Source organism: Variovorax sp. ZS18.2.2 (genome assembly GCF_024701975.1).
In the GTDB taxonomy this organism is placed as follows: Bacteria; Pseudomonadota; Gammaproteobacteria; order Burkholderiales; family Burkholderiaceae_C; genus Variovorax.
Genome location: NZ_JANLNM010000005.1, coordinates 52,875 through 76,418 on the forward strand (window position 1 = coordinate 52,875; position 23,544 = coordinate 76,418).

Annotated in this window: 25 protein-coding genes; 10 read left to right on the forward strand and 15 right to left on the reverse strand. The window is 65.7% G+C overall.

Translation table 11 applies throughout. The features are described 5' to 3' along the window. The first annotated feature begins 34 nt into the window (after positions 1-34). A complete protein-coding gene (locus tag NU688_RS19570; RefSeq protein WP_257862469.1) occupies positions 35-1,483 on the forward strand; it encodes an HD domain-containing phosphohydrolase in 1,449 nt (482 codons plus the stop codon). A gap of 58 nt (positions 1,484-1,541) precedes the next feature. On the opposite strand, the gene NU688_RS19575 is transcribed toward NU688_RS19570, so the two are convergent. The 3 genes from NU688_RS19575 to NU688_RS19585 all read right to left on the reverse strand — a co-directional run bounded on the left by NU688_RS19575 (position 1,542) and on the right by NU688_RS19585 (position 5,388). Then, positions 1,542-3,347: a cytochrome c biogenesis protein DipZ gene (locus tag NU688_RS19575; protein WP_257862828.1), complete on the reverse strand. Its 1,806-nt coding sequence runs from the start codon at positions 3,345-3,347 to the stop codon at positions 1,542-1,544. Between the two features lie 137 nt (positions 3,348-3,484). Continuing rightward, on the reverse strand, positions 3,485-4,858 hold the full coding sequence (locus NU688_RS19580) for an ATP-binding protein (RefSeq protein WP_257862470.1): 1,374 nt from the start codon (positions 4,856-4,858) through the stop codon (positions 3,485-3,487). 113 nt (positions 4,859-4,971) lie between these two features. Beyond that, on the reverse strand, positions 4,972-5,388 hold the full coding sequence (locus NU688_RS19585) for an organic hydroperoxide resistance protein (protein ID WP_093441934.1): 417 nt from the start codon (positions 5,386-5,388) through the stop codon (positions 4,972-4,974). Positions 5,389-5,757: 369 nt separating this feature from the next. Here NU688_RS19585 and NU688_RS19590 point away from each other — a divergent pair, with 369 nt between their 5' ends. Together NU688_RS19590 and NU688_RS19595 are read left to right on the forward strand one after the other, a co-directional pair. After that, positions 5,758-7,092: an epoxide hydrolase family protein gene (locus tag NU688_RS19590; protein WP_257862471.1), complete on the forward strand. Its 1,335-nt coding sequence runs from the start codon at positions 5,758-5,760 to the stop codon at positions 7,090-7,092. A gap of 138 nt (positions 7,093-7,230) precedes the next feature. Continuing rightward, complete coding sequence (locus tag NU688_RS19595; RefSeq protein WP_257862472.1) at positions 7,231-7,971, forward strand: response regulator; 741 nt, start codon at positions 7,231-7,233, stop codon at positions 7,969-7,971. A gap of 89 nt (positions 7,972-8,060) precedes the next feature. Here NU688_RS19595 and NU688_RS19600 read toward each other — a convergent pair whose 3' ends face one another. The 5 genes from NU688_RS19600 to NU688_RS19620 form a co-directional block, all read right to left on the reverse strand. Continuing rightward, positions 8,061-9,080: an alpha/beta fold hydrolase gene (locus NU688_RS19600; protein WP_374684664.1), complete on the reverse strand. Its 1,020-nt coding sequence runs from the start codon at positions 9,078-9,080 to the stop codon at positions 8,061-8,063. Positions 9,081-9,100: 20 nt separating this feature from the next. Beyond that, entirely contained in the window at positions 9,101-9,229 is a 129-nt protein-coding gene (locus NU688_RS19605) for a hypothetical protein (RefSeq protein WP_257862473.1), read from the reverse strand. A 1-nt stretch (position 9,230) separates the two neighbouring features. Beyond that, the gene (locus tag NU688_RS19610) at positions 9,231-9,803 is read right to left on the reverse strand and encodes a thioredoxin family protein (protein WP_257862474.1); all 573 of its coding nucleotides are present in this window, start codon (positions 9,801-9,803) and stop codon (positions 9,231-9,233) included. Positions 9,804-10,137: 334 nt separating this feature from the next. After that, entirely contained in the window at positions 10,138-10,740 is a 603-nt protein-coding gene (locus NU688_RS19615) for a DUF2569 family protein (RefSeq protein WP_257862475.1), read from the reverse strand. Between the two features lie 42 nt (positions 10,741-10,782). Further along, positions 10,783-11,673: an AraC family transcriptional regulator gene (locus NU688_RS19620; RefSeq protein WP_257862830.1), complete on the reverse strand. Its 891-nt coding sequence runs from the start codon at positions 11,671-11,673 to the stop codon at positions 10,783-10,785. A gap of 189 nt (positions 11,674-11,862) precedes the next feature. Between NU688_RS19620 and NU688_RS19625 the strand changes: the two genes are divergently transcribed. Further along, the gene (locus NU688_RS19625; RefSeq protein ID WP_257862476.1) at positions 11,863-12,660 is read left to right on the forward strand and encodes a fumarylacetoacetate hydrolase family protein; all 798 of its coding nucleotides are present in this window, start codon (positions 11,863-11,865) and stop codon (positions 12,658-12,660) included. A 4-nt stretch (positions 12,661-12,664) separates the two neighbouring features. Here NU688_RS19625 and NU688_RS19630 read toward each other — a convergent pair whose 3' ends face one another. From NU688_RS19630 to pqqA, 6 genes are read right to left on the reverse strand one after another with little or no spacing between them, the layout of a single operon-like run. After that, positions 12,665-13,630: an alpha/beta fold hydrolase gene (locus NU688_RS19630; protein ID WP_257862477.1), complete on the reverse strand. Its 966-nt coding sequence runs from the start codon at positions 13,628-13,630 to the stop codon at positions 12,665-12,667. 12 nt (positions 13,631-13,642) lie between these two features. After that, positions 13,643-14,809 carry a pyrroloquinoline quinone biosynthesis protein PqqE gene (gene pqqE / locus NU688_RS19635; RefSeq protein ID WP_257862478.1) on the reverse strand — a complete coding sequence of 389 codons (1,167 nt, stop codon included), beginning with the start codon at positions 14,807-14,809 and terminating at the stop codon, positions 13,643-13,645. Continuing rightward, positions 14,787-15,059, reverse strand: coding sequence for a pyrroloquinoline quinone biosynthesis peptide chaperone PqqD (pqqD, locus tag NU688_RS19640; protein WP_257862479.1), 273 nt, complete (start codon positions 15,057-15,059; stop codon positions 14,787-14,789). The genes pqqE and pqqD overlap by 23 nt, the downstream gene beginning before the upstream one ends. Next, positions 15,056-15,790, reverse strand: a complete 735-nt coding sequence (gene pqqC, locus NU688_RS19645) for a pyrroloquinoline-quinone synthase PqqC (protein ID WP_257862480.1) — start codon at positions 15,788-15,790, stop codon at positions 15,056-15,058. Before pqqC ends, pqqD begins: the two co-directional genes overlap by 4 nt. 4 nt (positions 15,791-15,794) lie before the next feature. Continuing rightward, on the reverse strand, positions 15,795-16,715 hold the full coding sequence (gene pqqB, locus NU688_RS19650) for a pyrroloquinoline quinone biosynthesis protein PqqB (RefSeq protein WP_257862481.1): 921 nt from the start codon (positions 16,713-16,715) through the stop codon (positions 15,795-15,797). A 52-nt stretch (positions 16,716-16,767) separates the two neighbouring features. Further along, positions 16,768-16,842, reverse strand: coding sequence for a pyrroloquinoline quinone precursor peptide PqqA (gene pqqA / locus NU688_RS34065; protein WP_080898329.1), 75 nt, complete (start codon positions 16,840-16,842; stop codon positions 16,768-16,770). Between the two features lie 223 nt (positions 16,843-17,065). On the opposite strand from pqqA, the gene NU688_RS19655 reads away from it, so the two are divergent. The 6 genes from NU688_RS19655 (at position 17,066) to NU688_RS19680 (ending at position 22,916) form a co-directional block, all read left to right on the forward strand. Further along, positions 17,066-17,941, forward strand: a complete 876-nt coding sequence (locus tag NU688_RS19655; protein WP_257862482.1) for an alpha/beta fold hydrolase — start codon at positions 17,066-17,068, stop codon at positions 17,939-17,941. Between the two features lie 616 nt (positions 17,942-18,557). Beyond that, positions 18,558-19,949, forward strand: coding sequence for an AAA family ATPase (locus NU688_RS19660; protein WP_257862483.1), 1,392 nt, complete (start codon positions 18,558-18,560; stop codon positions 19,947-19,949). Then, on the forward strand, positions 19,946-20,986 hold the full coding sequence (locus NU688_RS19665) for a metallophosphoesterase (RefSeq protein ID WP_257862484.1): 1,041 nt from the start codon (positions 19,946-19,948) through the stop codon (positions 20,984-20,986). Before NU688_RS19660 ends, NU688_RS19665 begins: the two co-directional genes overlap by 4 nt. A gap of 91 nt (positions 20,987-21,077) precedes the next feature. Then, entirely contained in the window at positions 21,078-21,530 is a 453-nt protein-coding gene (locus NU688_RS19670) for an HAD domain-containing protein (protein ID WP_257862485.1), read from the forward strand. After that, positions 21,527-22,360, forward strand: coding sequence for a metallophosphoesterase (locus tag NU688_RS19675; RefSeq protein ID WP_257862486.1), 834 nt, complete (start codon positions 21,527-21,529; stop codon positions 22,358-22,360). Before NU688_RS19670 ends, NU688_RS19675 begins: the two co-directional genes overlap by 4 nt. A gap of 115 nt (positions 22,361-22,475) precedes the next feature. Further along, entirely contained in the window at positions 22,476-22,916 is a 441-nt protein-coding gene (locus NU688_RS19680; protein ID WP_257862487.1) for a DNA-binding transcriptional regulator, read from the forward strand. On the opposite strand, the gene NU688_RS19685 is transcribed toward NU688_RS19680, so the two are convergent. Next, on the reverse strand, positions 22,917-23,543 hold the full coding sequence (locus tag NU688_RS19685) for a hypothetical protein (RefSeq protein ID WP_257862488.1): 627 nt from the start codon (positions 23,541-23,543) through the stop codon (positions 22,917-22,919). Between the last annotated feature and the right edge of the window lies 1 nt (position 23,544).

The window sequence follows — 23,544 nt, forward strand, 5'->3', positions numbered from 1 at the left end:
GGCGCGCCTTCTTCCTTTTTTTTCGATTGCTCCCGTGCAGCCTGCGCCCCACATCCCGGTCTTCGACGCCATCAAGGCCCTTGCATTCGTCGGCGACCTGAGCATGGGGCAACCCATCGATCATTCCGCGCGCACCGCGTGGATCGCCTCGCAACTCGCCGCCGCCATCGGCCGCGATGCAACGGTGCAAGGCCATGCGGCCTGCGCGTCGCTGCTGCGATGGTCGGGCTGTACCGCGAATGCGCCCGAGTTCTCCGACCTGATGGGCGACGACGTCGGCGGACGTCGCGCGATGCTCTCGACCGCTTCGGCACAGGCCGCGGCCGAGCTCGCAGGCTCCGTGGGTCCGATGGTGGATATCCATTGCGAGGTGTCGGGCGACATCGCGCGCACGCTGGGCATGCCGCCCGAGGTCGAGCGCACGCTGCGCCACATGTTCGAGACCTTCGACGGACACGGCAAGCCGCACGGGCTGCGCGCCTCGCAGATTCCCGAAGAGGTGTTCATCGTCTCGGTTGCCGGTGACCTTGAAATCTTCTCGCGCGTGCATGGCCTGAGCAACGCCTTGCGCTACATCGCCGATCGTGCCGATGCGCGCTATCCGGCCTTCCTGGTCCATGCGGTGCAGCAGCATGCGGTCGACTGGCTGCATGCGCTGGAGCAAGGCGCGGCGGCCGACATGCAGTCGCCTTCCGATGCACTGCGCGAGGCGACTGCATCACTCGAACTGATCGCCGACGTGATCGACCTCAAGCTGCCGTGGATGACGGGCTTCTCGCGCCGCGTGGCCGATGCCGCGTTCGCGTGTGCTGCGGGTGTGGGGCTGGGCGACGTCGAGCAGGGGCAGGTGCGGCGCGCGGCGCTCATTCATGGCATCGGCCGCGCGTCGGTGCCGAACGCGGTGTGGGATTCGCCGGGCGTCCGCAGCGAGGCCGACAAGGAGCGCCTGCGCCTCGTGCCTTACTGGACGGACCGTGCGGCGCGCCGCATCGGCACGCTGCGCACCGAAGCCGAGATCGCCTCCTTCGTGGACGAGCGCCTCGACGGTTCGGGTTTCTTCCGCGGCATCAAGGGGCCGGCCATCGATGTCGCGGGCCGTGTGTTGGCGGTGGCGGCGCACTGGGTGTTGTTGCGCACCAGCCGTCCGGGGCAGGCTGCACTTGACGAAGCCGATGCGATCGCGGCGCTGAAACGCGAGGCGGAGATCGGGCGGCTCGATGCGGCGGCTGTTGCTGTGCTGACGGGACATCCACAGAGCGGCACCACGCATGCGCCATCGGGCGAGGCGGCTGCGCTTCTCTCGAGCCGCGAGATCGAAGTGCTCGGGCGCATCAGCCTTGGCGACAGCAACAAGGAAGCGGCGCGCGTGTTGGGCATCAGCCCGAGCACCGTGCGGGCGCATCTGGAAAACATCTTTCGCAAGCTCGAATGCACGACGCGGGCTGCGGCTACCTTGAAGGCGTTGACGCTCGGGTTGCTCTGAATGCGGGGCATTCGCGGAGCAAGGTACCCCGTCGGCGCGATCGCCGCCCTGAACGGCTTCAGCCGAACGTGAACGCGTAAGCCTGCGCGCCGCCGTCGAGAAACTCGATCTCGAACAACCGGTCCCTCCCGCTCCTCGTCTGACGAACGAGCTGGTAGAGCTTCTGGGCCTCTATGGTTCCGTAGCCTTGCGCGTCGGTGTCCGCGCCGTGGTCCGCGAGCGGCGGCTTGCCGTCCACGAGCACCCGGAAACGCACCGGCTTGCCATCGGTCATGGGGCCGAGCACCAGGTGCAGATCACGCGCCTGGAAGCGGTAGGCGATGCGGCCGTTCGGCTGGTTCGATACGGCGCGCTCGGGCTCCACGGTCCATTCGCCGGCGAGCGCCCATTGGTTCGTGCGAAGCATCGCGGGGCTTTGGTAGACATGCGCGCGGCCGTTCACGAGACCACCGGGCGATGCGAAGCCCTGTGCACGCTCGGCGCCCACATAGGTCTCGCCCGACATCGCGAGTTCGTCACCCGGCGCGGCCTGCGTGCCCTCGCCCTTCGGCGTGACCAGGGCGGCTGGCAGGTTCCGCTGCCCCGCTTCGGCGAGCAGTTGCTGGATGATCTGTTCGGCCTTGTCGTAGCGGTTCTCGCCGAACTGGTGATAACGGATGCGGCCCTCTGCATCGATGAAATAGAACGCAGGCCACGACTGGTTGTCGAAGCCGCGCCAGATCTTGAAGTCGTTGTCCAGCGCCACAGGGAAATCGATGCCGAGGTCCTTCGTTGCCTTGCGCACGTTGGCCGAGCGCTTCTCGAACGCGAACTCCGGCGAGTGCACGCCGAGGACGACGAGCCCCGCGTCCTTGTACTTCTCGGCCCAGGCGCGCACGTAAGGCAGCGTGCGCAGGCAGTTGATGCACGAGTAGGTCCAGAAATCGACCAGCACGACCTTGCCGCGCAGAGCCTCGGGGGTCAGCGGTGGCGAGTTGATCCATTCGGTCGCGCTGGCGAGCGAGGGGAACTGGCCCTCGATGCCGAGCTTGCGCATGGGCGCTGGTTCCGGGAGCACGGCGGCTGTCTTCACGAAGCCGGTGTCTTGCTGCTGCGAGGTCGATTCGACCAGCGGCCTTGATTGCGGTTGCGGCTTCGGCATATCGATCTTCTCCACGAGCGCTTTTTCGAGTGCCGAGGTGGTGCCCACCGAGAGCTGGCTGAGCACGCCGGTGTCGAGCCCCAGCGCGATGGCGCCCACGCCCACCAGCACGGCCACGCCCGCCACGCGCCGCACCCACTCGCCTGTGTGCAGCGAACGCTTCATGACCGCGAACAGGCGTCCACCGAACAGCAGCGCTGCCGCCAGCGAGGTGCAGGCGCCGGCCGCATACGCGAGCAGCAGCACCGTGGTGCCCACGCTCGCGCCGTTGAGCGCCGCACCCGTGAGGATGAGCCCGAGGATCGGACCCGCGCACGGTGCCCACAGCAGACCTGTGCCGACACCCAGCAGCAGCGGCGAGAACACCGAAGCCTTGGCGTCTTGGCCGCCGGGTTGCGCTTCGGCCAGGCGGATGCCCAGCGCGACCAGCGGCCGGCTCATGCGGTCGGCCAGGCTCGGGAACAAGAGCGTCACGCCGAACAGCGCGAGCATCGCGATCGCCGCATAGCGCCCGTACTCGTTGACCGTGACCACCCAGCCGCCGCCGACCGCGGCCAGCGTGGCGATGGCGGCGAAGGCCACCGCCATGCCCAGCAGCATCGGCAGGCCGTGCGAACGGAACGGGCGATCGGCGCGTGCGAACACGAAGGGCAGCACCGGCAAGATGCAGGGGCTCAGGATGGTGAGCACCCCGCCCAGGTAGGCAATGAGAAGGAGCAGCAGCATGGTTCGGGTCTCGTCTGTAGGGGTCGAAGCGCGCCCTCGGGGCGTGCGGGGTCTTCACGGTCTCGACGCACGAGCCGCGGGATGCTTGAAACAGGTGGACGGAAACAGCGCCGCGAATGCGCGGCCCGTTCCCTCTAGGTGATTCGCGTGGGCATGGTCAGGCGTGCCTCCAGTCCGCCTTCGGGGCGGTTCTGCAGCTTCAGCTCGGCGCCCATCGCCATCGCGAGCTGGTGCGCGATGGCCAGGCCGAGGCCGGTGCCGCCGGTGCTGCGGTTGCGCGAGCTCTCGACGCGGTAGAAGGGCTTGAGCACCGCGTCCAGTTCGTCGGGCGGAATGCCGGGGCCGTTGTCGACCACCGCGATGGCCAACTGCCCGTCCCCGGCCTGCACTCGCACGCGCACATCGCTGCCGAAGATCAGCGCGTTGTCGATCAGGTTCATGACGATGCGGCGCATCGCGTTCGGCCGACCGACGATCGGCGCGCCCGCCTTGCCTTCGAGGTGCACCGTCTTGCCGGCGTCCTCGTAGTCGGCCTGCATGCTTTCGAGCAGCGCGTCGGCATCCATGCGCAGCGGCGGCTCGGTGGCGCCGTGCAGGGTGCGCGCATAGGTCACGCCTTCACGCACCAGCGAGTTCATCGCGTCCAGGTCCTGGCGGAACTTGGTGCGGTCGTGTTCGTCGTCCATCATCTCGGTGCGCAGCCGCATCCGCGTGATCGGCGTCTGCAGGTCGTGCGAGATGGCCGCGAGGATTTCCACGCGCTCGGCCATGTAGCCGCCGATGCGCTGCTGCATCGCATTGAAGGCGCGCGCAGCGTGCGCCACCTCGGTGGGGCCTTCTTCCGCGAGCTTCTGCGCCTTGAGGTCGGGGCCCAGGTCGTCGGCCGCGGCGGCCAGCTCGGCCAGCGGCCGCGTGACCAGCCGCACGGCAAACCAGGCGCAGACGGCCAGCACCAGCAGCTGGATGGCCAGCAGCCACATGACCCAGCGCGACACCGGCATGCCCACGCGGCGCGCGTGCACGACCACCGAGGAGCCATCGGTCATGCGCACCTGGATCTCCAGGCCTTCGGGCGGCTGCAGCACCTCGCCGACCTTGACAATCTCGAAGGGGCGCATCGCATCGACGATGGCGGCGGCGAACTGCTGCGACAGCAGCGATTGAGGTGCCACGCCCTCGGCCATGCCGCCCAGCACGAAGCGGTAGTTGCGCCGCTCCAGCTTCTCGAGCCAGCTCGGGCGTTCCGCTGCGGGCAGGCGGTCGAGGATGGCGACCGAGCTGGCGATGTCGCGCTCGATGCCGATCATCATCAGCTCGCGCATCGCCATGTCGCGCTCGTAGCGGATGGCGGCGAAAGTCAGCAACTGGGCGATCGCCAGGCCCACCACGATGATCAACGTCACACGGGAGAACAGCGATCGCGGCACCAGGCGGCACAAGCGGCCAGCCTTGCCGGCCTTCTCGGCAGAAGGATTCACGACGACGGGGCTGGCGGGTGGGGTGGGCATGGCCTCGTTTATAGACCCCGGCCTGCCCGGAAAGCCCATCGCATGTATCGCAGTGTGTTCGGCAGCAAGAAGCGACATGGAACATTACCCGTTCGGCCCCGTCGTGCGTCCGGTCAGACCACGTTGATCGTGACGTCGATGTTGCCGCGCGTGGCCTTGGAGTACGGGCAGGTCTGGTGCGCCGCATCCACCAGCGACTGCACGACGTCGCGCTCGATGCCGGGCACGCTGACGTTCAGGCGGGCCTTGAGGAAGTAGGCGCCGTCGGTGTTGGCCAGGTCCACCTCGGTGTCCACGGCCAGGTCGGCGGGCAGCTTGATCTTGAGCTTGCCGGCTGCGAGGCCCATCGCGCCGATGAAGCAGGCAGACCAGCCGGCGGCGAAGAGCTGCTCGGGGTTGGTGCCGGTGCCCGGACCGCCGGGGGACGAGAGCTTGACGTCCAGGCGGCCGTCGCTGCTGGTCGATGCGCCGTCGCGGCCGCCGGTGGTGTGGGTCTTGCCGGTGTAGAGGATCTTTTCGGTGGAGGTCATGGTGGTTCCTTTGGAGGGGTTGCGTTGAAGAACGGCTGGATTGTTGGACCTGCCCGACCTCGCCGGAACACATTGCGTATGCCTCTGTATCTGCCTCGAAAACTCACACACTACGTTTCACTGCGGTCCGTCGGCGTTGCGCGGGTGCGGCTGCTTTCGGGTCACTTTCCGGTGTTCGGCAGACGTGCCTCTCGACGAAGAAAACACACCGCCGTTGAAACGTAGTGTGTGGATTTCTCGCGTCGATACACGGGCATACAGCCTTCGGATCGCAGAGGGGAAGCACGGCCAAAGATGCGCCCGTCCGTTCATTCGGGCGGCCCGCAAGGCCTCTTCATTTCACCCTCACTCGACGAAAGAAAGATCACCATGTCTTCTGTGTCTCCAGCGCCCACGCGGCGCCACTTCTTCGCCACCACCGCCGTTGCGGGTGCTGCAGGTTTCGGCCTGCTCTCCAACCCGGCTTTCGCGCAGGGTTCGGGCGCCGCGGCCGCCGCCGATGTTCCCGCCACGACGAAGCCCCGCGCACCGACCGGCGACACGTCGATCCGCCCCTTCCGCATCCATGTGCCCGAGGCCGTGCTGGTCGACCTGCGCCGCCGCATCCAGGCCACGCGCTGGCCCGACCGCGAGACGGTCAATGACCAGACGCAAGGTGTGCGGCTCGAGAAGCTGCAGCCGCTGGTGCGCTACTGGGGCACGGGCTACGACTGGCGCAAGGTGGAAAAACGGCTCAACGCCCTGCCGCAGTTCATCACCGAGATCGACGGGCTCGACATCCAGTTCGTGCACGTGCGCTCGCGCCATGCGAACGCGATGCCGCTGGTCATCACGCACGGCTGGCCAGGCTCGGTGATGGAGCTCCTGAAGGTCATCGGCCCGCTCACCGATCCGACGGCGCACGGTGGCCGCGCAGAAGACGCCTTCCACCTCGTGCTGCCCTCGATGCCCGGCTACGGTTTCTCGGGCAAGCCGCAAAGCACCGGCTGGGGCGCCGACCGCATCGCGACCGCCTGGGACGTGCTGATGAAGCGCCTGGGCTACACGCGCTACGTGTCGCAGGGCGGCGACTGGGGTTCGGTGGTGGCCGACAAGATGGCACGCCAGGCGCCGCAGGGGCTGCTGGGCATCCATGTGAACATGCCCGCGACGGTGCCGCCGGACGTGGCGAAGGCGCTCAACAACGGCGACCCCGCGCCAGCCGGCCTCTCGGAGAAGGAAAAGGCCGCGTTCGAATCGCTCAAGTATCTGTACACCAAGGGCGGCGGCTACGCGGCCATGATGGTGACGCGCCCGCAGACCCTGGGCTATGCGCTGGAAGATTCGCCCACCGGACTGGCCGCCTTCTTCTACGACAAGTTCAACGAGTGGACCTACAGCGGCGGCGATGCCGACAAGGCGTTCACCCGCGACGAGATGCTCGACGACATCACGCTCTACTGGGTGACGAAGACCGCGACCTCGGGCGCACAGCTCTACTGGGAGAACAACGCCAACAACTTCAACGCGGTCGATATCTCGATCCCCGCGGCGGTGACGGTGTTCCCCGGCGAGATCTACCGCGCGCCCAAGAGCTGGACCGAGCGGGCCTACCGCAACCTGATCTATTTCAACGAGGTGGACAAGGGCGGCCACTTCGCAGCGTGGGAGCAGCCCGAGCTGTTCGCGGTCGAGATCCGGGCGGCGTTCAGGTCGCTGCGCTAGCGGCATGACGAGGCGGAGGTCGCGAAACATAGTGTCGCGACCTCCGCCTCCAGATACTTGCGAATACAAACCCCCTGCCCATTCGCGGCAGGCGGGATACATTGCGGCTGCGGCGCACTTCACACCCCATACACAGCCATGACTCCCAAGACCTCCGACCACATCCTCATCGTCGACGACGACCGGGAAATCCGCGAACTGCTCACGACCTACCTGGTCAAGAACGGCCTGCGCGTGGTGGCGGTGCCCACCGGCCGGCACATGCGCGCGGCACTGGAGGAGTCGGGGCCCTTCGACCTCATCATCCTGGACCTGATGCTGCCGGGCGAAGACGGCCTCACGCTGTGCCGCGACCTGCGCACCGGCAAGTACAAGGCCACGCCGATCCTGATGCTCACCGCGCGCAGCGAAGAGGCCGACCGCATCCTGGGCCTGGAGATGGGCGCCGACGACTACCTGGCCAAGCCTTTCTCGGCGCGCGAACTGCTCGCGCGCATCCGCTCCGTGATGCGGCGCACGCGCATGCTGCCGCCGAACATGGGCGCGGTCGAGCCCTCGCAGAAGCTGGCCTTTGGCGACTGGCATGTGGACACGGTGGCGCGCCACCTGCTGGACGACAGCGGCACGATGGTGGCGCTGAGCGGCGCCGAGTACCGCCTGCTGCGCGTGTTCCTCGACCATCCGCAGAAGGTGCTGAGCCGCGACCAGCTGCTGAGCCTCACGCAGGGCCGTGAAGCGGAGCTCTTCGAGCGCTCGATCGATTTGCTGGTGAGCCGCCTGCGCCAGCGTCTGCGCGACGATGCGCGGGAGCCGCGCTACATCAAGACGGTGCGAAGCGAAGGCTATGTCTTCGCTTCGACGGTCGAAGCGCGGGACTGAGAAGGTGCGAACGAACCCGCCATGCCCGCTCATCCCGCTCAGGCACGCCGGATTCATTCACACCTTCTGAGCGTCGCCCCGCTGCAGCCTCATCCGGCGCGGCGCGCCGAGAGCAGTTCCCACGTCGCTTCGGCGAATTCCTTCGGTGCTTCTTCGGGCAGGTTGTGCCCGGCGTTCTCGACCACGCGGTGCGAACGCGGGCCGGTGAACTTCGCCGCGGTCGACTTGCCATCGGTGGCCGGCACCACGCCATCGGCCCCGCCGTCGAGCGTGATGGTCGGCACCGTGATCGCCGGCAGCGCCGCGAGCCGGCGTTCGACTTCCGCATACGCCGCGTAGCCGTCCGCCGCGCCCAGGCGGTGGCGGTACGAATGGATCACCACGTCGACGTAGTCCGGGTTGTCGAACGCGGCAACGTGACGGGCCAGCGTGGCCTCGTCGAAGCGCCAGTTCGGTGAGTTGCGCAGCCAGATGGTCCGCGCGATCTCGCGGCGGTTGGCAACGAGTCCGGCGCGGCCGCGTTCGCTCAGGAAGTAGTGCTGGTACCAGATGCCCGATTCGACCGACGGCGCGACCGGCAGGCTCGCCTTGGCGATGTCCTGGATCAGGTAGCTGTTGACGGACACGAGGCCTGAAACGCGCTCGGGCCACAAAGCCGCGGCGACGCAGGCTGCGCGGCCGCCCCAGTCGTAGCCGGCAAGCACCGCGCGGTCGAGCTTCAGCGCATCCATCAACGCGACGACATCGACGCCGATGGCGGCCTGCTGGCCGGAGCGCGGCGTGGCGTTGTCGATGAAGCGCGTCGGCCCATGGCCGCGCAGATAGGGAACGATCACGCGCGCACCGCGAGCGGCAAGTATCGGTGCGACCTCGACGAAGCTGTCGACCGAGTACGGAAAGCCGTGCAGCAGCAGCACCGGTGGCCCGTCAGCAGGCCCCGCTTCGAAGTAGCCGACATCGAGCACGCCGGCCTTGACCTGCCGGACGGGCCCGAGCTGGAAAGCAGCGCCCGCATGAGCCGAACTCATCGACGCGAACTGCGCCGCGACCACACCGGCGGCGGCCGTGGCCAGGAAGCCGCGGCGGTTGTGCTGGATCTCTTTGAACATGGATGAACCTTCTTCCCGCGTCATGTGCGGGCGTGTTTGCGAGGACCCGCGAACTCGCGGGCCGTGATGCATTGGCAACTCACCGGGTTGCGGACTTCGTGCGCGAAGCCGCCCGCGAAGAAGATGAGTGCGAACCAGAGCTTCTTCATCTCAGCCTCCGACAGCAGCAGCGGCCGGCGACGGCTCGGCGAGGAGCGCCTGGATTTTTTTCTCGGTCGTGCCGTAGCTGCCTTCGCCGAAGTGCGAATAGACGATCTTTCCCTGCTTGTCGATCAGGTAGACCGCGGGCCAGTACTGGTTGTTGAAGGCCTTCCAGGTGCCGTAGCTGTTGTCCTGCGCCACGGCGTGCTGGATCTGCAGGCGCTTGATCGCGTCCTGCACGTTCCTGGTCGACTTCTCGTAGGCGAACTCCGGCGTGTGCACGCCCACGACGACGAGGCCCTGGTCCTTGTACTTCTCGTTCCACGCCTTGACGTAGGGCAGGTGGTTGAGACAGTTGATGCAGGTGTAGGTCCAGAAGTCGACGAGCACGACCTTGCCGCGCAGTTCCTGCAGCTTCAGCGGCTCGGAATTGAGCCACTTGTCGATGTTCTGAAATTCGGGCGCCCGCTGCGCGGCGCTGGCGGGAACGTCGCCGCCGGGCGGCGGTGCGGCAAAGGTGAGAACGGCGACCGAGGCCGCGACCGCCGCAACGGCGAGAACTACATTGGATCGGATGCGCATGGTGATGTCCTGGACACGGAAGTGGGAGGGTGGTTGGCGAAAGAACGAGCGGATTGTTCGCCGTACCCCACCCCTCGGGCACACATTGCGTATGCCTCTGTGTCGGCCTTGAAACCGAACACACTACGTTTCACAACGCGGCGGATTTCACCCCTGCGCGGCCTCGTCCTCCCGACGCCTGTCGATCAGCTGCGCCAGGAAGTCGCCGAGGTCGGACGCCAGCCGGCGCACCCGTGTTTCGTCACGGCCCATCGCGAGGACCTGGCTTGGTCATCGGCTCCTCAGGAGTCGACTGCGGGATGGCATGGCCACGCATGAACTCGGCCTTGTCGCTTCACACCGGCGGCATCGGCGCCGCCTGCAACATCTGCGGTGCCGCGGCGCCATAGGTCCGGCCAACGCGTTGCGAGAACCGCAGGTAGAGGGTCCACGCCAGTGCAGCGGCAACGTGGAGGCCGAGCGTGACTGCAGGCCCCACCAGTTCGCCGGCGCTCGTCATTCCGCCGAGCAGCGCAAGGGGCAGCACGATGCCCGCCAGCACGAACAGCACCGGGCCGCTCACCCACAGGACGATCACGGCGCGGCGCACGACCGCCACGGTCCGCGTCTTCCAAAGACCCCAGCCCGCCCACGCGCAAAGTCCCCAAACCAGCAAAGCACTGCCGATGCCCAGGGACCAGAGGGTCGTGTAGTTCGCGCCCGCGTCGCTTTCGGGGCCGGGCCTGTTGACGCCGAGCACGAGCAGCCATGCAACCAGATCGAAAAACGGCCCGGCGAACAGGCAGCCGATCAGCAACGCGAGCCAACCTCCCACCCCGCCGCGCGCGGGCCGGGTTCGGCGAAGCCGGAGCGTCCAGCCGATGGCGGCGGCCAGAAGCAGCGCGAGCACGGGGCCGAGCAGCGGAAAGAGCGAGAGAAGAATGGCGGTGAAGGTCACTGTGTTTTCCTGCGTAACGATCGGGCAAGGGCAAGGCCGACGTCAAGGCGATGAAGAGGTGGCAGCCGGCACGCTCGCGCCCTGCCGGAACTGCCGCGGCGTGACACCGATCTGCTGGCGGAAGCGCCGGCTGAAATAGTCGGCATCGCTGAAGCCGCATTGCAGCGCGATGTCGCCGATGCGGATGCTGGAGGTCAGCAGCAGTTCCTTTGCGCGCTCCAGCCGCCGCTCGGTGACGAGTTCGGTGAAGGTGCGGTCGGTCTGCTTCTTGAGCAGGTGTGCGAGGTAGTTGGGCGAGAGCATCGCGGCAGCGGCAGCGTCGTTGAGCGACATCTCTTCGCCGAGGTGCTCGCGCACGTAGCGCATCACACGCTGCAGTGCGTCGCGCCGCGAACTGCGGCCGCTGTGGCGCGCGGCCTGCTCGATCAACGCCGCCTCGTGCCGCTGGCAAGCCAGCGCGATGAGCTGCAGCAGGATGCCGCGGAGCGCGCCCGCCGTGGCGAAGCCGCGCTCCCGATTGAGCGCGGAGAGTTCGTCGAGCCAACGCAGGATGCGCGTGAAATCCGCTTCGTCGAAAGAGAAGTCGACGTACTCCTGGAACAGGAACGGCGCGAGTTCGGGATGCCGTGCGACGGACACTTCTTCGAGGTCGAGCGGCTCGACGGCCAGCTCCGGCCAAAGAAAGCCCTGGTCGAAATTCACGATGGCGTAGCGCGCGCCGACGGGATGCGGCACCACATGCACGCGGTACGGCAGCACGAAGCTCAGGTGCCCCGCGCGAAACGGCCGCACCGCACCGCCGATGAGTTGCTGCCCGCCGCCCTCGATGCTCACCTGGATCTGGAAGTACTCGTGTCGGTGCGGTCGCGCGAGCACGTCGCGCGCGCCTTCGAAGCGGATGTCGAAGTCGAGATGGTTCGCGCGCTCCTGCATGCCGTAGAGGCGGGAGCTGGACTGGGGAGCCGTCATGGCGCGATGGTAACGAGGGGTCGGGGCGATGGTTTCGGGGGCGTGTTGCTTGCGTCCTGTTTTTGCGTAGATGCGTGCGGCGCGGCGGCCGTGCGCGATCCCAGAATCGATCACTCGCTTTCAGACGACACAACCCAGAAGGAGACACAGAACATGTCCAACGCATCATCACGTCGCGGCCTCCTGGCCGGTTCGGCCGCCATGGCCACGGGCGCCATCGCCGGCTGCGCGCTGCCCGCGGGCGCCGCGCGCACGGCGCCCACGCCCTTCGACGTCGCGGTATCGACCGTGCCGATCGTCGGCAGCGAGCAGGTGTTCCCGGTGCGTCGCATCTATTGCATCGGCCGCAACTACGCCGCCCATGCGCGCGAGATGGGCTCGGACCCGACGCGCGAGCCGCCCTTCTTCTTTCAGAAGCCGGCCGATGCGATCCAGGTCGTGACGCCCGGCAAGGTGGCCGACCATCCCTACCCCTCGCTGACAAAAAACTACCACTACGAAGTGGAGTTGGTCGTTGCGCTCGCCAAGGGCGGCAAGAACATTCCGGCGAGCAGTGCGCTCGACCATGTGTACGGCTACTCGCTCGGCCTGGACATGACACGCCGCGACCTGCAGCGCGAGATGGGCGACCAGAAGAAGCCGTGGGAAATCGGCAAGAGCTTCGACCACTCGGCGCCCATCGGGCCGATCCATCCGGTGGCGAGGGTAGGCCATTTCGCGGACGGCGCGATCTGGCTCAAGGTGAACGGCGAGACCAAACAGAACGCCACGCTCAAGTACATGATCTGGTCGGTCTCGGAGCAGATCAGCCGCCTGTCGCAGGCCTTCGAGCTGATGCCCGGCGACATCATCTATTCGGGCACGCCCGAGAACGTGGGGCCGGTGGTGCGCGGCGACCTGATCGAGATCCACATCGACGGGTTGCCGAACCTGTCGGTACGGATCGTCTGATCGATCACTTCCGCATTGGCGCATCCACCGCGAGGTGGTGGTCGAAGGCCTGCGTGTCCGCGTAGTTGCGCAACGCCTGCTTCATCGCTGCGGCGAGGGCGGGATGCGTGGGGTTGTGCCCCGCTCCCTGCGCCCATTGCAGGGCGGCCCGGCCCCGCAAGACCTGCGCGAGTGCTTGCGCACCTTGCGGTGGGCAGAGGGCATCGCGCGTTCCCTGCACGATGAGCGTGGGGACCACGGGCAGCGCGGCGCATCGCTGCAGCAGCGTGGGCGCGGCGAGCCAGCATTCGTGGCGCAGGTAGTGGCTCTGCACGCGGTAGCGCGACACCAGCCGCTGCAGTGCGGCGCCGTCGCCCGGCAGTGCGGCACTTGCACCTGACGCGCCCGACGACATCCGCTGCTCCCACTCGGACCAGCACAGCGCAACATCGCGCTGCCGCTCCCACGTTCCGTGCGTGAAGATGTCCGCGAGCACCATCGTGATCGGGCATTGCCGGCGCCGCGCTTCGTTCCACAGCACACGCCATTCGGGGCCGCCGTGCCGCGCCGCCTCCGCGAAGAAATCGTGGATGTCTGAAGTGCGGGCCAGGAACACGTTGCGCAGCAGGAGCCCTGCGACGGCGGAAGGCTGATCCAGCGCGTGCAGGAGTGCCAGCGTGGCGCCCCACGATCCGCCGACCACCAACCACCGGTCGACCTTCAGATGCGCGCGAAGCAGCCGCAAGTCATCGAGCAGATCGGCGAGCGTGTTGTGCGCGATCGACCCTGCGGGCGTGCTGCGGCCCGCGCCGCGCTGGTCGGGGCAGATGATTCGGTAGCGCGTTGGATCGAAGCCGCTGCGCAACAGCGGCGAACTCCCTGAGCCAGGCCCGCCGTGAAGCACCAATGCAGGCAGCCCGCGCGGATTGCCGTGCTCCTCGACATGCAGGACATGCCCGCCGCTCGACGGCAGGCGATGGGTGATCGTCATGTGCGAGTCGGCTCAGCCTCGCGCATTGGCGTCGGTACGGAAGACGAGTTCGCCTGCACGCCGCGCGCCCGGCACGAAACGGATCGGCGCGCTGACCTCGCGCGGATCCACCGCCGCAGCAACCATCGCTTCGACCTCCGCATGCTGCGGGCTCTTCGGACAGACCGGGTCCGTGGCGGTGGCATCGCCGGTGAGCAGAAACGCCTGGCAGCGGCAGCCGCCGTGGTCCTTCTCCTTGTCTTCGCAGCTTTGGCAGGTGCTGCTCATCCAGCCGGTGCCGCGGTAGGCGCCGAACGCCGGGCTCTCCTGCCAGATCTCGCGGATGGAGTGCTCGCGCACGCTCGGGAAGTCGAGCCCCGGCAGCATGCGCGCGCTGTGGCACGGCAGGGCCACGCCATCGGGCGCGACCACCAGGAACACGCTGGCCCAGCCGGCCATGCAGGGCTTGGGCTTGCCCTCGGCGTAATCGGGCACGACCCAGAGGATCTTCATGCGGCCATCGAGGCGCGGCCGGTGTTCGTCGACCACGGCTTCGGCGGTGGCCAGCGCCGCGCGCGTGGGCATCAGCATCTCGCGGTTGCGCCACGCCCAGCCGTAGTACTGCACGTTGGCGAGCTCGAGGAAGTCCGCCTCCATCGACTCGGCCATCTCGATGATGCGGCCCACATGCGGCAGGTTGTAGCGGTGCATCACGCAGTTCAGCACCATGGGGTAGCCGAGGTCCTTGATCGTGCGGGCCACGCGCTGCTTGAGGTCGAAGGTCTTGGTCGAACTCAGGAAGTCGTTGAGCTCGCGGCTCGAGTCCTGGAACGACAGCTGGATGTGGTCGAGTCCGGCTTTCTTCAGCGCCTCGGCGCGCTGCGGCGTGAGGCCGACGCCCGAGGTGATGAGGTTGGTATAGAAGCCCAGTTCGTGCGCCGCCGCGACGAGCTCCGTGAGGTCGTCGCGCACCAGCGGTTCGCCGCCCGAAAAACCCAGCTGCACCGCGCCCATCGCACGTGCTTCGCGGAACACGCGGATCCATTCGTCTGTAGTGAGCTCGTTGTTGTACCTGGTGTAGTCCACCGGGTTCGAGCAGAAGGCGCAATGCAGCGGACAGCGGTACGTCAACTCCGCGAGCAGCCACAGCGGCGGCTTCGCGGCGACGCTGCGCAGTTCACCGGATCCAGTGGCGTCCATGGGCCTGCTCCAGGAACTCGATCACGTCGGCCCGCAGGTCGGCTTCGCCGAAGGTAGTCTCCAGATCGGCGACGAGCGCGGCCACGGAGGTCTTGCCATCGCAGCGCTTGAGGATTTCCGCCGCCGGTCCGTTGAGCTTGATCATGCCCTCGGGGAACAGCAGCACATGGCATTGCTGCGCGTCTTCCCATTGCAGCCGGTACATCGTGCCGAGCGACGGTTGCGCGCTGTCGGTCCATTGCGTGGTCATGGCTGCTGCTCTTTCGCAAGATCGTCGGGGTAGGCGCGCTCGATGGCATCGAGCATGGCCCAGAGGATGTCGAGCTTGAAGCCCAGGATCTGCAATGCGCGTTCCTGCCGCTCGCGCGTGGTGCACCACTGCATCGCAACCTCCAGGCCGTGCTCGACGTCGCGGTCGGCCAGCGGGATGCGGGTGCGGAAGTAATCGAGGCCCGAGGTGTCGATCCACGGGTAGTGCGTGGGCCAGCCCGCGAGCCGGTCCTTGTGGATGCGCGGCGCGAACATCTCGGTGAGCGAGGAGATCACCGCCTCCTGCCACGGCGCGGTGCGCGCGAAGTTGACGTAGGCATCGACGGCGAAGCGCACGCCGGGCAGCACCAGCGCATGCGATTCGAGCGTGTCGCGCTGCAGGCCGGTGGCGATGCCCAGGCGAGTCCAGATCTCGATGCCGCCGGCGTTGGCGCCTTCGTGGCCGTCATGCCCGTCGTGGTCGAGCATGCGCACCACCCAGCGCCGGCGCGTCGCGCGGTCGTCGCAGTTCGAGAGGACGGCCGCGTCCTTCACCGGAATGCGGCACTGGTAGTAAAAGCGGTTCGCGACCCAGCCGCGCACCTGGAAGGGCTGCAGCTCACCCGCGTTGAGGCGGCGGTTGAACGGATGGTGGCTGTGGTACCTGGTCTCCATGGCGCGCAGGTTCGATTCGAAATCCTGCGGGGACCATGGGCTTTGCTGCTGCGTCACTTGTTCAGATCTCCAGTTCCATGCCGTCGAAGGCGACCTCGATGCCACGGCGAGTAATCTCTGCGCGCTCCGCGCCGTCTTCGTCGAGGATGGGATTGCTGTTGTTGATGTGGATGAGCACCTTGCGTTTTGCAGCGCAGGCGTCGAGCGCTTTCAGCATGCCCGGGCCATGCGGTCCGTCGCATTGCGGCAGGTGGCCCATGTCGGCCGCGCGCTTGGTGCCCAGGCCTGCGGTGAGCATCTCGTCTTCGGTCCAGAAGGTGCCGTCGACCAGCACGCAGTCGCAGGCGTCGAGGCTCTTGCGCTCGGCATCGCCGACCTGCGCGAGGCCCGGCGCGTAGAGCACGCGCCTGCCGGTGGACGGGTCATCGATGAGCACAGCCGCGTTGTCGCTGCGTGCCTCGGTCTGCCGGCGCGGCGAATACGGCGGCGCCTTGCCAGGAACCGGCACCGCTTGCAGGCGCAGGCCGGCGATCTCGTGCCACGCGCCGCCGCCGGGCTCGAGCGGCATGGGGTGCCAGGTCACGCCGCAGTATTTGTCGAGCGCGTTCAGCAACGGCAGGCTGCCGGTGAGGTCTTCGTAGGACTCGGGCGTGCAGTAAAGCTGCAGCCGCGGGCCTTCGCGCAGGCTCAGAAGGCCTGCGACGTGATCGATCTGCGAGTCCATCAGCACCACCGCCTGGATCGGCGAGTGGCGCACGCCGTGGCGCGGCTGCAGCGCTTTCGACGCGCGCAACTGCGCGCCGATGTCGGGCGATGCATTGAGCAGCACCCAGTCGGCGCCGTTGGCGGACACCGCGATGGAGCTTTGGGTGCGAGGGCTTGCCCGCACCTCGCCTGTGCGCTGGCCAGCGCACAGGCGGCAGTTGCAATTCCATTGCGGGAAACCTCCGCCCGCCCCCGAACCCAGAACCAATATCTTCATAGGCACAAGAAAAAACGGCACCGGTGGTAGCCGGTGCCGTTGTGGTCCGCTCTCAGCGAGCGGAGATGTACATCGTGATCTCGAAGCCGAAACGCAACTCTTCGAACTCAGGCTTGCACCATTTCATCGCATTGCTCCTTCAGGTTGGGGTTGAGGGACGGTACCAATATACGACGGTCTGCTCCGTAGGACACGGGACATGTTTCTTCTCCTGGGCGATCGGGGCGCTGCCCGCTGCGCGAGTTCTTTCGGCATCGGCCTACGACACCCACGCGCGCAGGCCGACCCACGATGCAGTCAGAAGATTTTTTAAGCTGCTGCGAAGCGAATCAACAGGAAGGAAATGACCCATGGACACCCACGTGCGACACCGCCGCATCCAGGTTGGCGATGTCGAAACCTTCTACCGCGAGGCCGGCCCGGCCGACGCCCCCGTCGTGCTGCTGCCGCACGGCTACCCGTGCTCGTCGTACGAATTTCGTGACCTCATGCCGCGCCTGGCCGACCGCTGGCGGCTGGTCGCGCCGGACTATCCCGGCGCGGGCTACAGCGCGACGCCGAACCACTTCGACTACAGCTTCGATGGCTATGCGGATTTTCTCGATCGCTTCGTGAAGACGCTCGGCCTTGAGCGCTTCGCCCTGTACCTGCACGACTTCGGATCGCCGATCGGCGCGCGCCTGGCCATCAAGGCGCCCGAGCGCGTGGTGGCGCTCATCATCCAGAACGGCGACATCCCCTACGAAGATGCCCTCGGGCCGAAGTACACGGAGATCGAAAACACCTGGGCACTGCCCATGGCGCAGATGCGCGCGAAGCTGGCCGAGGCGATCACCAAAGAAGTGTTCGAGGAGGAATTCCTCAACGCAGTGAGACCCGAGCTTGCCGAGCGCATTCCCCCGGATCTGTGGAAGCTGCACTGGTCGCTGGTCACGCCAAAGCGCAAGGAGATCGCCGTCAGCCTGATCGCGGGGCTGAAGGAGAACCGTGCCTGGTTTCCGCAGCACCGCCAGTACCTCGCCGAGCACCGCCCGCCGACGCTGATCGTCTGGGGGCCGCAGGATCACTACATGCCGGAGAAATCGGGCCGTGCCTATCTTCGGGACCTGCCGAATGCCGAGTTCCATCTGCTGGACGGCGGGCACTGGCTGCTGGAGACACACCTGGATGAAGTGGCAGCGCTGATACGCGATTTTCTGGGGCGGGTGCATGTGCCGCCCGGGTGACGAAGGACACTTCCGCGCCAACGCCTGTAGCCGGCCAGAATGCAAAAAGCCCTAAGCAGTTGATTTGCTTAGGGCTTTTTGGCTTCGCAGTGCTCTTTTGATGCCGTCTAACCCATAAATATGCTCGCTGCGTCGGCATAAGTTGGCGTAATTTGATCGCCCACACGTGGCTCCGAACAGGGTTTTCATATCCCTTCCGAGGCTGCCAAGACGTTCGCAACTCATAAGTTGGCACGATCACCCAAATTGCCTCCATAAGTTGGCATAAACGAGATAGCGCTTTTTGCAGTGCTGCAACGACCATTGGCATCTAATCGCGACGACATCGGTTGACTTAGATGCACTCGATAAGTACTGTGATGGCATCTTTCAGGACTTCATCATGTTTAGCCATCGCAACCCCGCCCGAAATCGCCTTGCGATTTGCTGCACCTGCTCATCGCGCGGTGGAATAGCCGTATGCATATCGGCGGTCGGCCGCTCCACGCGAATAGCCCGCCACTCGCGTTCGCTCACCCCGACAAACCTCGTGATCCTAGAGCCTCTCGGCCTCTGAAGCGCCTGCACTGAATCGCGGCGCAACGCCGCAGGCTCCACCACCAGTTTGGAGCCCATCATGTCCAGTGCAACGCCCCACGAAGAGCATCCCGCTAATCCGCCGCCGGCCTCTCTGCCTGCCGGCTATCGCCTCTATACCCGGCAGCATCATCAGTCCGCTGCCGATCCGCGCAACTTCAAGCTGGCGGTGCCAGAAGCCGTCCTGCACGCCATCGAGCGGGAGGAATTGGAGCGCCGAATCCGGGAGGGACAAGAGCGGGAGCAACGTATCCGCGATCTCCAGGCCCAGCGCGCTCTCGAGTCCACGACAGCTAGCGCCAAGGCGCCGACTCCGCCGTCTATCGTTCGGAATGTAAGCAAGTCCACCGAACCCGACGCCATGGTGCTGACCAAACAGCCGCCGAAGCGCAAGCACACCGTCCCCGTCTTCGACTGGAAGGCTGCACTTGCGCATTTCAGGAACCTGGAGTCCACGCCGAGTTCGCCCGACAGACAGCTCGTCAAGCGCGATCGGGCGCTCCTGGCTAAAGCGATGGAAAGAGGTTCCTGGCGCCGCATCAAATCGCCTCACGGCTGGCGCGACGAACTGACTGCACTCGCTCAGGAGATGCCCAACTTTGCGCCTGTGGCCCAGTTCATCGCCCAGCGCCTGGCACTGGCCGAACTCGCCGGTGCACCGTTGCATCCTCCACCCATCCTGCTGCTCGGTGACCCTGGTGTCGGGAAGTCGCACTTTGCCCTGCGCCTGTCCGAAAGCCTTGGCACGGTGGTCCAACGCGAGGCCTTTGACAACGCCGAGACGAGTTCGGGCCTGCGTGGCTCTGACCGGCACTGGGCCAACACGTCCGTCGGCGCCCTGTTCGAACTGATCGTCCTGGGTGAACACGCCAATCCGATCATCCTGCTTGACGAACTCGACAAGGGAAAGAGGGGCGGGAGCGGTTACCAGCCAATCGATTCGTTGCTCACGTTGCTCGAGCCCGTCACTGCATCACGGATCAAGGATCTGAGCGTCCAGTTCGAGTTCGATGCCTCCTATGTCTGGTACATCGCCACGGCGAACGACCCACGACGCATTCCCGCGCCGGTTCGTTCGCGTTTTGTCGAATTCACCATCGTGCCACCAGACATCGACGGCCGTTTGGTTCTGGCCCAAAGTATCTACGCAGCGACGTTGAAGCGCATGGTTCCCGCCAAAGGCATCCGATCACGCTTCCGGCCGCTGACGAACCTGCAGGTCTGCCGGCTGGCCTGGCTCACGCCGCGCCAGATCCGCATGACGGTTGAACGCGTCCTCGGCGCCGCCGCCCTGGCCGGACGCTGGCACATCGAGGACGCCGATCTAAACGAAGCCTTGCCGACGGTCATGCCGTCCGCAGGGAAGTCGCCGCCGCGAGATGACGACCCGGGCGACTCCTTCGCCTTTGTTCTTGTCAGGGATCCATCATGAAGCTGCTTGTCTATTCCGATCTGCACCTCGAGTTCGGCACTTTCAACGTCCCGAAGGTCGACTATGACGTCGTCATCCTTGCCGGCGACATCTCCGTGCCTGCTTCCAAGGCCATGCGTTGGGCTCGACGACTAGACAACTTCGGGGAGACTGTTCCGATCGTCTTCGTGCCGGGAAACCACGAATTTTTCGGGGGAGTGCTGCAAACCACGCAGAAGGAAATGGCGCTGACCGCGAACGCGTGCAACATTCACCTTCTGGCTCCCGGCGAAACCGCGATCGACGGCGTCCGGTTTCTGGGGTGCACGTTGTGGACCGATTTTGAACTGCCCATCCAGGCCAAGCCCGGCCCCGTCGTTGACATCGAGCGCGCCATGAAAGTGGCCAAACTCCAACTCAACGACTACTCATCGATCCGGTGGGCTGAGACACCAGAGGCGGCCAATCAGACCACGCAGCACGTCAAGCCGAGTAGGCGCCGGCTAACGCCCAAAGACACGTTAGCGCTACACCAACGTGACCGCGCTTGGCTAGCGGACAGGCTGGCTGAGCCCTTCGGTGGACCGACGGTGGTGGTGACCCATCACGCACCACACCGAGGGTCACTCGCGCCGCACTACCAGACCAACTGGTTGTCCGGTTCCTTTGTGAGCGAACTGCCGTCCTCATTCTTCGATGTGCCCGCGATCTGGGTGCATGGCCATATCCACGAGAGCTTCGACTATCAAGTTGGTAAGTGCCGCGTGGTGTGCAATCCGCGCGGCTACCACTTGAACCGGCGGAGGGAGTTCGAGAACAAGAGCTTCGACCCTGGATTGATTATTGAGATCATGACCTTGGTGCGGCCGGAGACGGCCCGCCTTTCACAAGAATTGCAGGCTCTTGCAGCCCAGGTGTTCGGCGTGTCGGCCCAGGCCTGGCTGGATAAACCACACGAATTGCTCGATGGCCGAACGCCGGCAGCGTTCGCTGCCGAGGGCGGCTCTGACAAGGTGCGATCGATGCTCAACGCCATTCAACACGGCGGTGTCGTATGAGGACCGCGGCGGCGCCGTTCCGCGCCTTCGGCGTTGGCATGGGCTCGCACCTGACGCGGCCGCTGAATTGGCGTGGGTTGGGAGGTCCGAAGTGATCCTGTTCCTCGACTTCGACGGCGTGCTCCACCCCGAAGGGGAGGACCGCATCTACGACGGCGGCGTCGACTTCTGCTTCCTGCCGCGCCTAGAGGCCCTGCTGCGCGAGTTTCCTTTCGTGAAGATCGTGATCAGTTCGTCCTGGCGTGAGCACCTGCTCAACAAGACGCTGCTGAAGCCGTTCTCCAGCGACATCCGGACTCGCATCGCTGGAGTTATCCCTCCTTCGGGCTTTGGCCTTCAGCCGCCGTACAGGAATCGCGAAGGAGAAATCCTCGCCTGGCTCCAGATCCACGATGTGGTCGACGAGCCCTGGGTCGCACTCGACGATGCCTATTGGCAGTTCGATCAATGCAAGGACCATCTGGTGGTGTGCGGCTCGTTCACCGGCTTCGACGACAGGGCCAGTGCCGAGCTTCGTGCTCGCTTTGAAGGGGCATGCCAATGAAAGTTCTGGTCCTCTCCGACCTTCACCTCGAGTTCGCACCCTTCGAGCCGGTGCCTGATCTCGAATTCGATGTCGTCATCCTCGCCGGCGACATCCATTCGCCGGCCAAGCGCGCCGTTCAATGGGCGGCGAATCGCTTTCGCGGCAAGCCCGTGGTCTACCTGCTCGGCAACCATGAGTACTTCGATGGACGCTTGGACACGACATTGGCCGAAGCGCGCCGCGAAGCCGAAGGCAGCAATGTCCATCTGCTCGATGGTGACGAGTTGGTGATCGACGGTGTGCGCTTTCTGGGCGCGACACTGTGGACCGACTTCGAACTCGCCATCGAGACGCCTGAAGGTCCGATCAGCGATGTCGGGCGGGCCATGAAGATGGCGACCAATCTGCTGAACGACTACGCGCTGATCCGCACAGCGGACGAGTCGGCAGAGCCAGATACCTGGCGCGACAAGCAGGGAAGAAAGCTCCAGGCGGCCGACACGCTTCGGATCCATCAGGCGCAGCGTGCCTGGCTGCGCGACAGACTCTCGGAACCGTTCGCTGGACCGACGGTGGTTGTGACGCACCATGCTCCCCATCGCGGTTCACTCGCGCAGCGCTACGCCGATGACTGGGCCTCAGGTGCCTTCGTCACCGAGCTTCCGGATGCATTCTTTGATATGCCCGTGCTCTGGGTCCACGGTCACACGCATCAGCAGTTCGACTACCGAGTCCGCGCTTGCCGATTCGTGTGCAATCCGCGCGGTTATGTGAACTGGAGCGGCAGGATCGAAAATAAGGCATTCGATCCGGGCCTGGTCATCGACGTGAATCCTTCCGCCACTTAAGCAGCTCATATAACTCCTCACACGCCTTGAGACCGAACGTCGCAGATCCGTTTGAAATGTGCGGCCAGCGCATCGACGTGAATGACCGCTTTGTTCAGCGCGGCACAATGCGTCCATGCCAAACATCGCCTCGATCCTCAAAGCCGAAATCTCCCGCGTTGCTCGCAAAGAAGTGCGCGCTGAGATAGAAACCCTCAAGAAGGCATCCGTCGCCCATCGCTCATCGATTGCAGAGCTACGTCGCCAAGTGAATTCACTCGAGAAGGAACTGCGTCGTGTTGCGAAGGGTGCGAAGCGCCCCAGCACCGCAGTTGATTCGGACAATGACGCGGCAGCAGGCACGAAGCGCCGATTCAGCGCAAGCAGGTTGACCGCACACCGCGCAAAGCTCGGGCTCTCCGCGGCAAGCTATGGACAACTGATCGGCGTTTCCGGGCAGACGATCTATCACTGGGAACAAGGCAAGGCACGTCCGCGGGCGGCACAACTCGAAAATCTTGCGGCAGTGCGAGATCTCGGCGCTCGCGAAATTGCAGAGCGCCTGACCACGCGGTAGTCAGAGCATCTCGCAGATCAACGAGGGATCGCACAGCGAAGTCAGCTCGCCGATGTAAGAGGCGAGTGCCTCCCGGACCGAAGCCTCCCCTGCGTCGCAGCGGCTCCCCATGATGATGTTCACGGCAACGTCGATCTTCTTCCAAGGACACACCTTGGATCGAAGCACGTCCAATCCCCACTGGTTCAGTCCTGCCTCGATGATTCGTTCCACGCAGATCACTCGGCCATGAAACGGTTCACGTGCTTCAGGCGGTAGCGCTGCGAGTGCCCGCAGCGCCCGCTTGTCTCCCGTCAGCAGCCGTGTATCCGGCGCTGCCACGAGCGATGCGAGCAGCACCGCCTCGCCAGCGTCGATGCCCAACACGTTTTCGAAATCCCCTAGGCTTTGACTCGCAGGCTCGATCGGCGCCTGCATCAAGGCGATGGCTTCGAGCACGCGGTCGGCCGCCTCGACCGCGTGGAACACCCGCCCGTCGAGCTTGCTCTTTGCCTTGATGGCCCGGTATTTCGACGAGGCGAGCGTCGTGCACTCTTGCAGCGGGATACCCATCAACGACGGGATCTCCTCGAGAAGCCCCCAGTGCGCCAGCTTGCACAGCGCGTCGACGTCAATCAGCAGACGCACG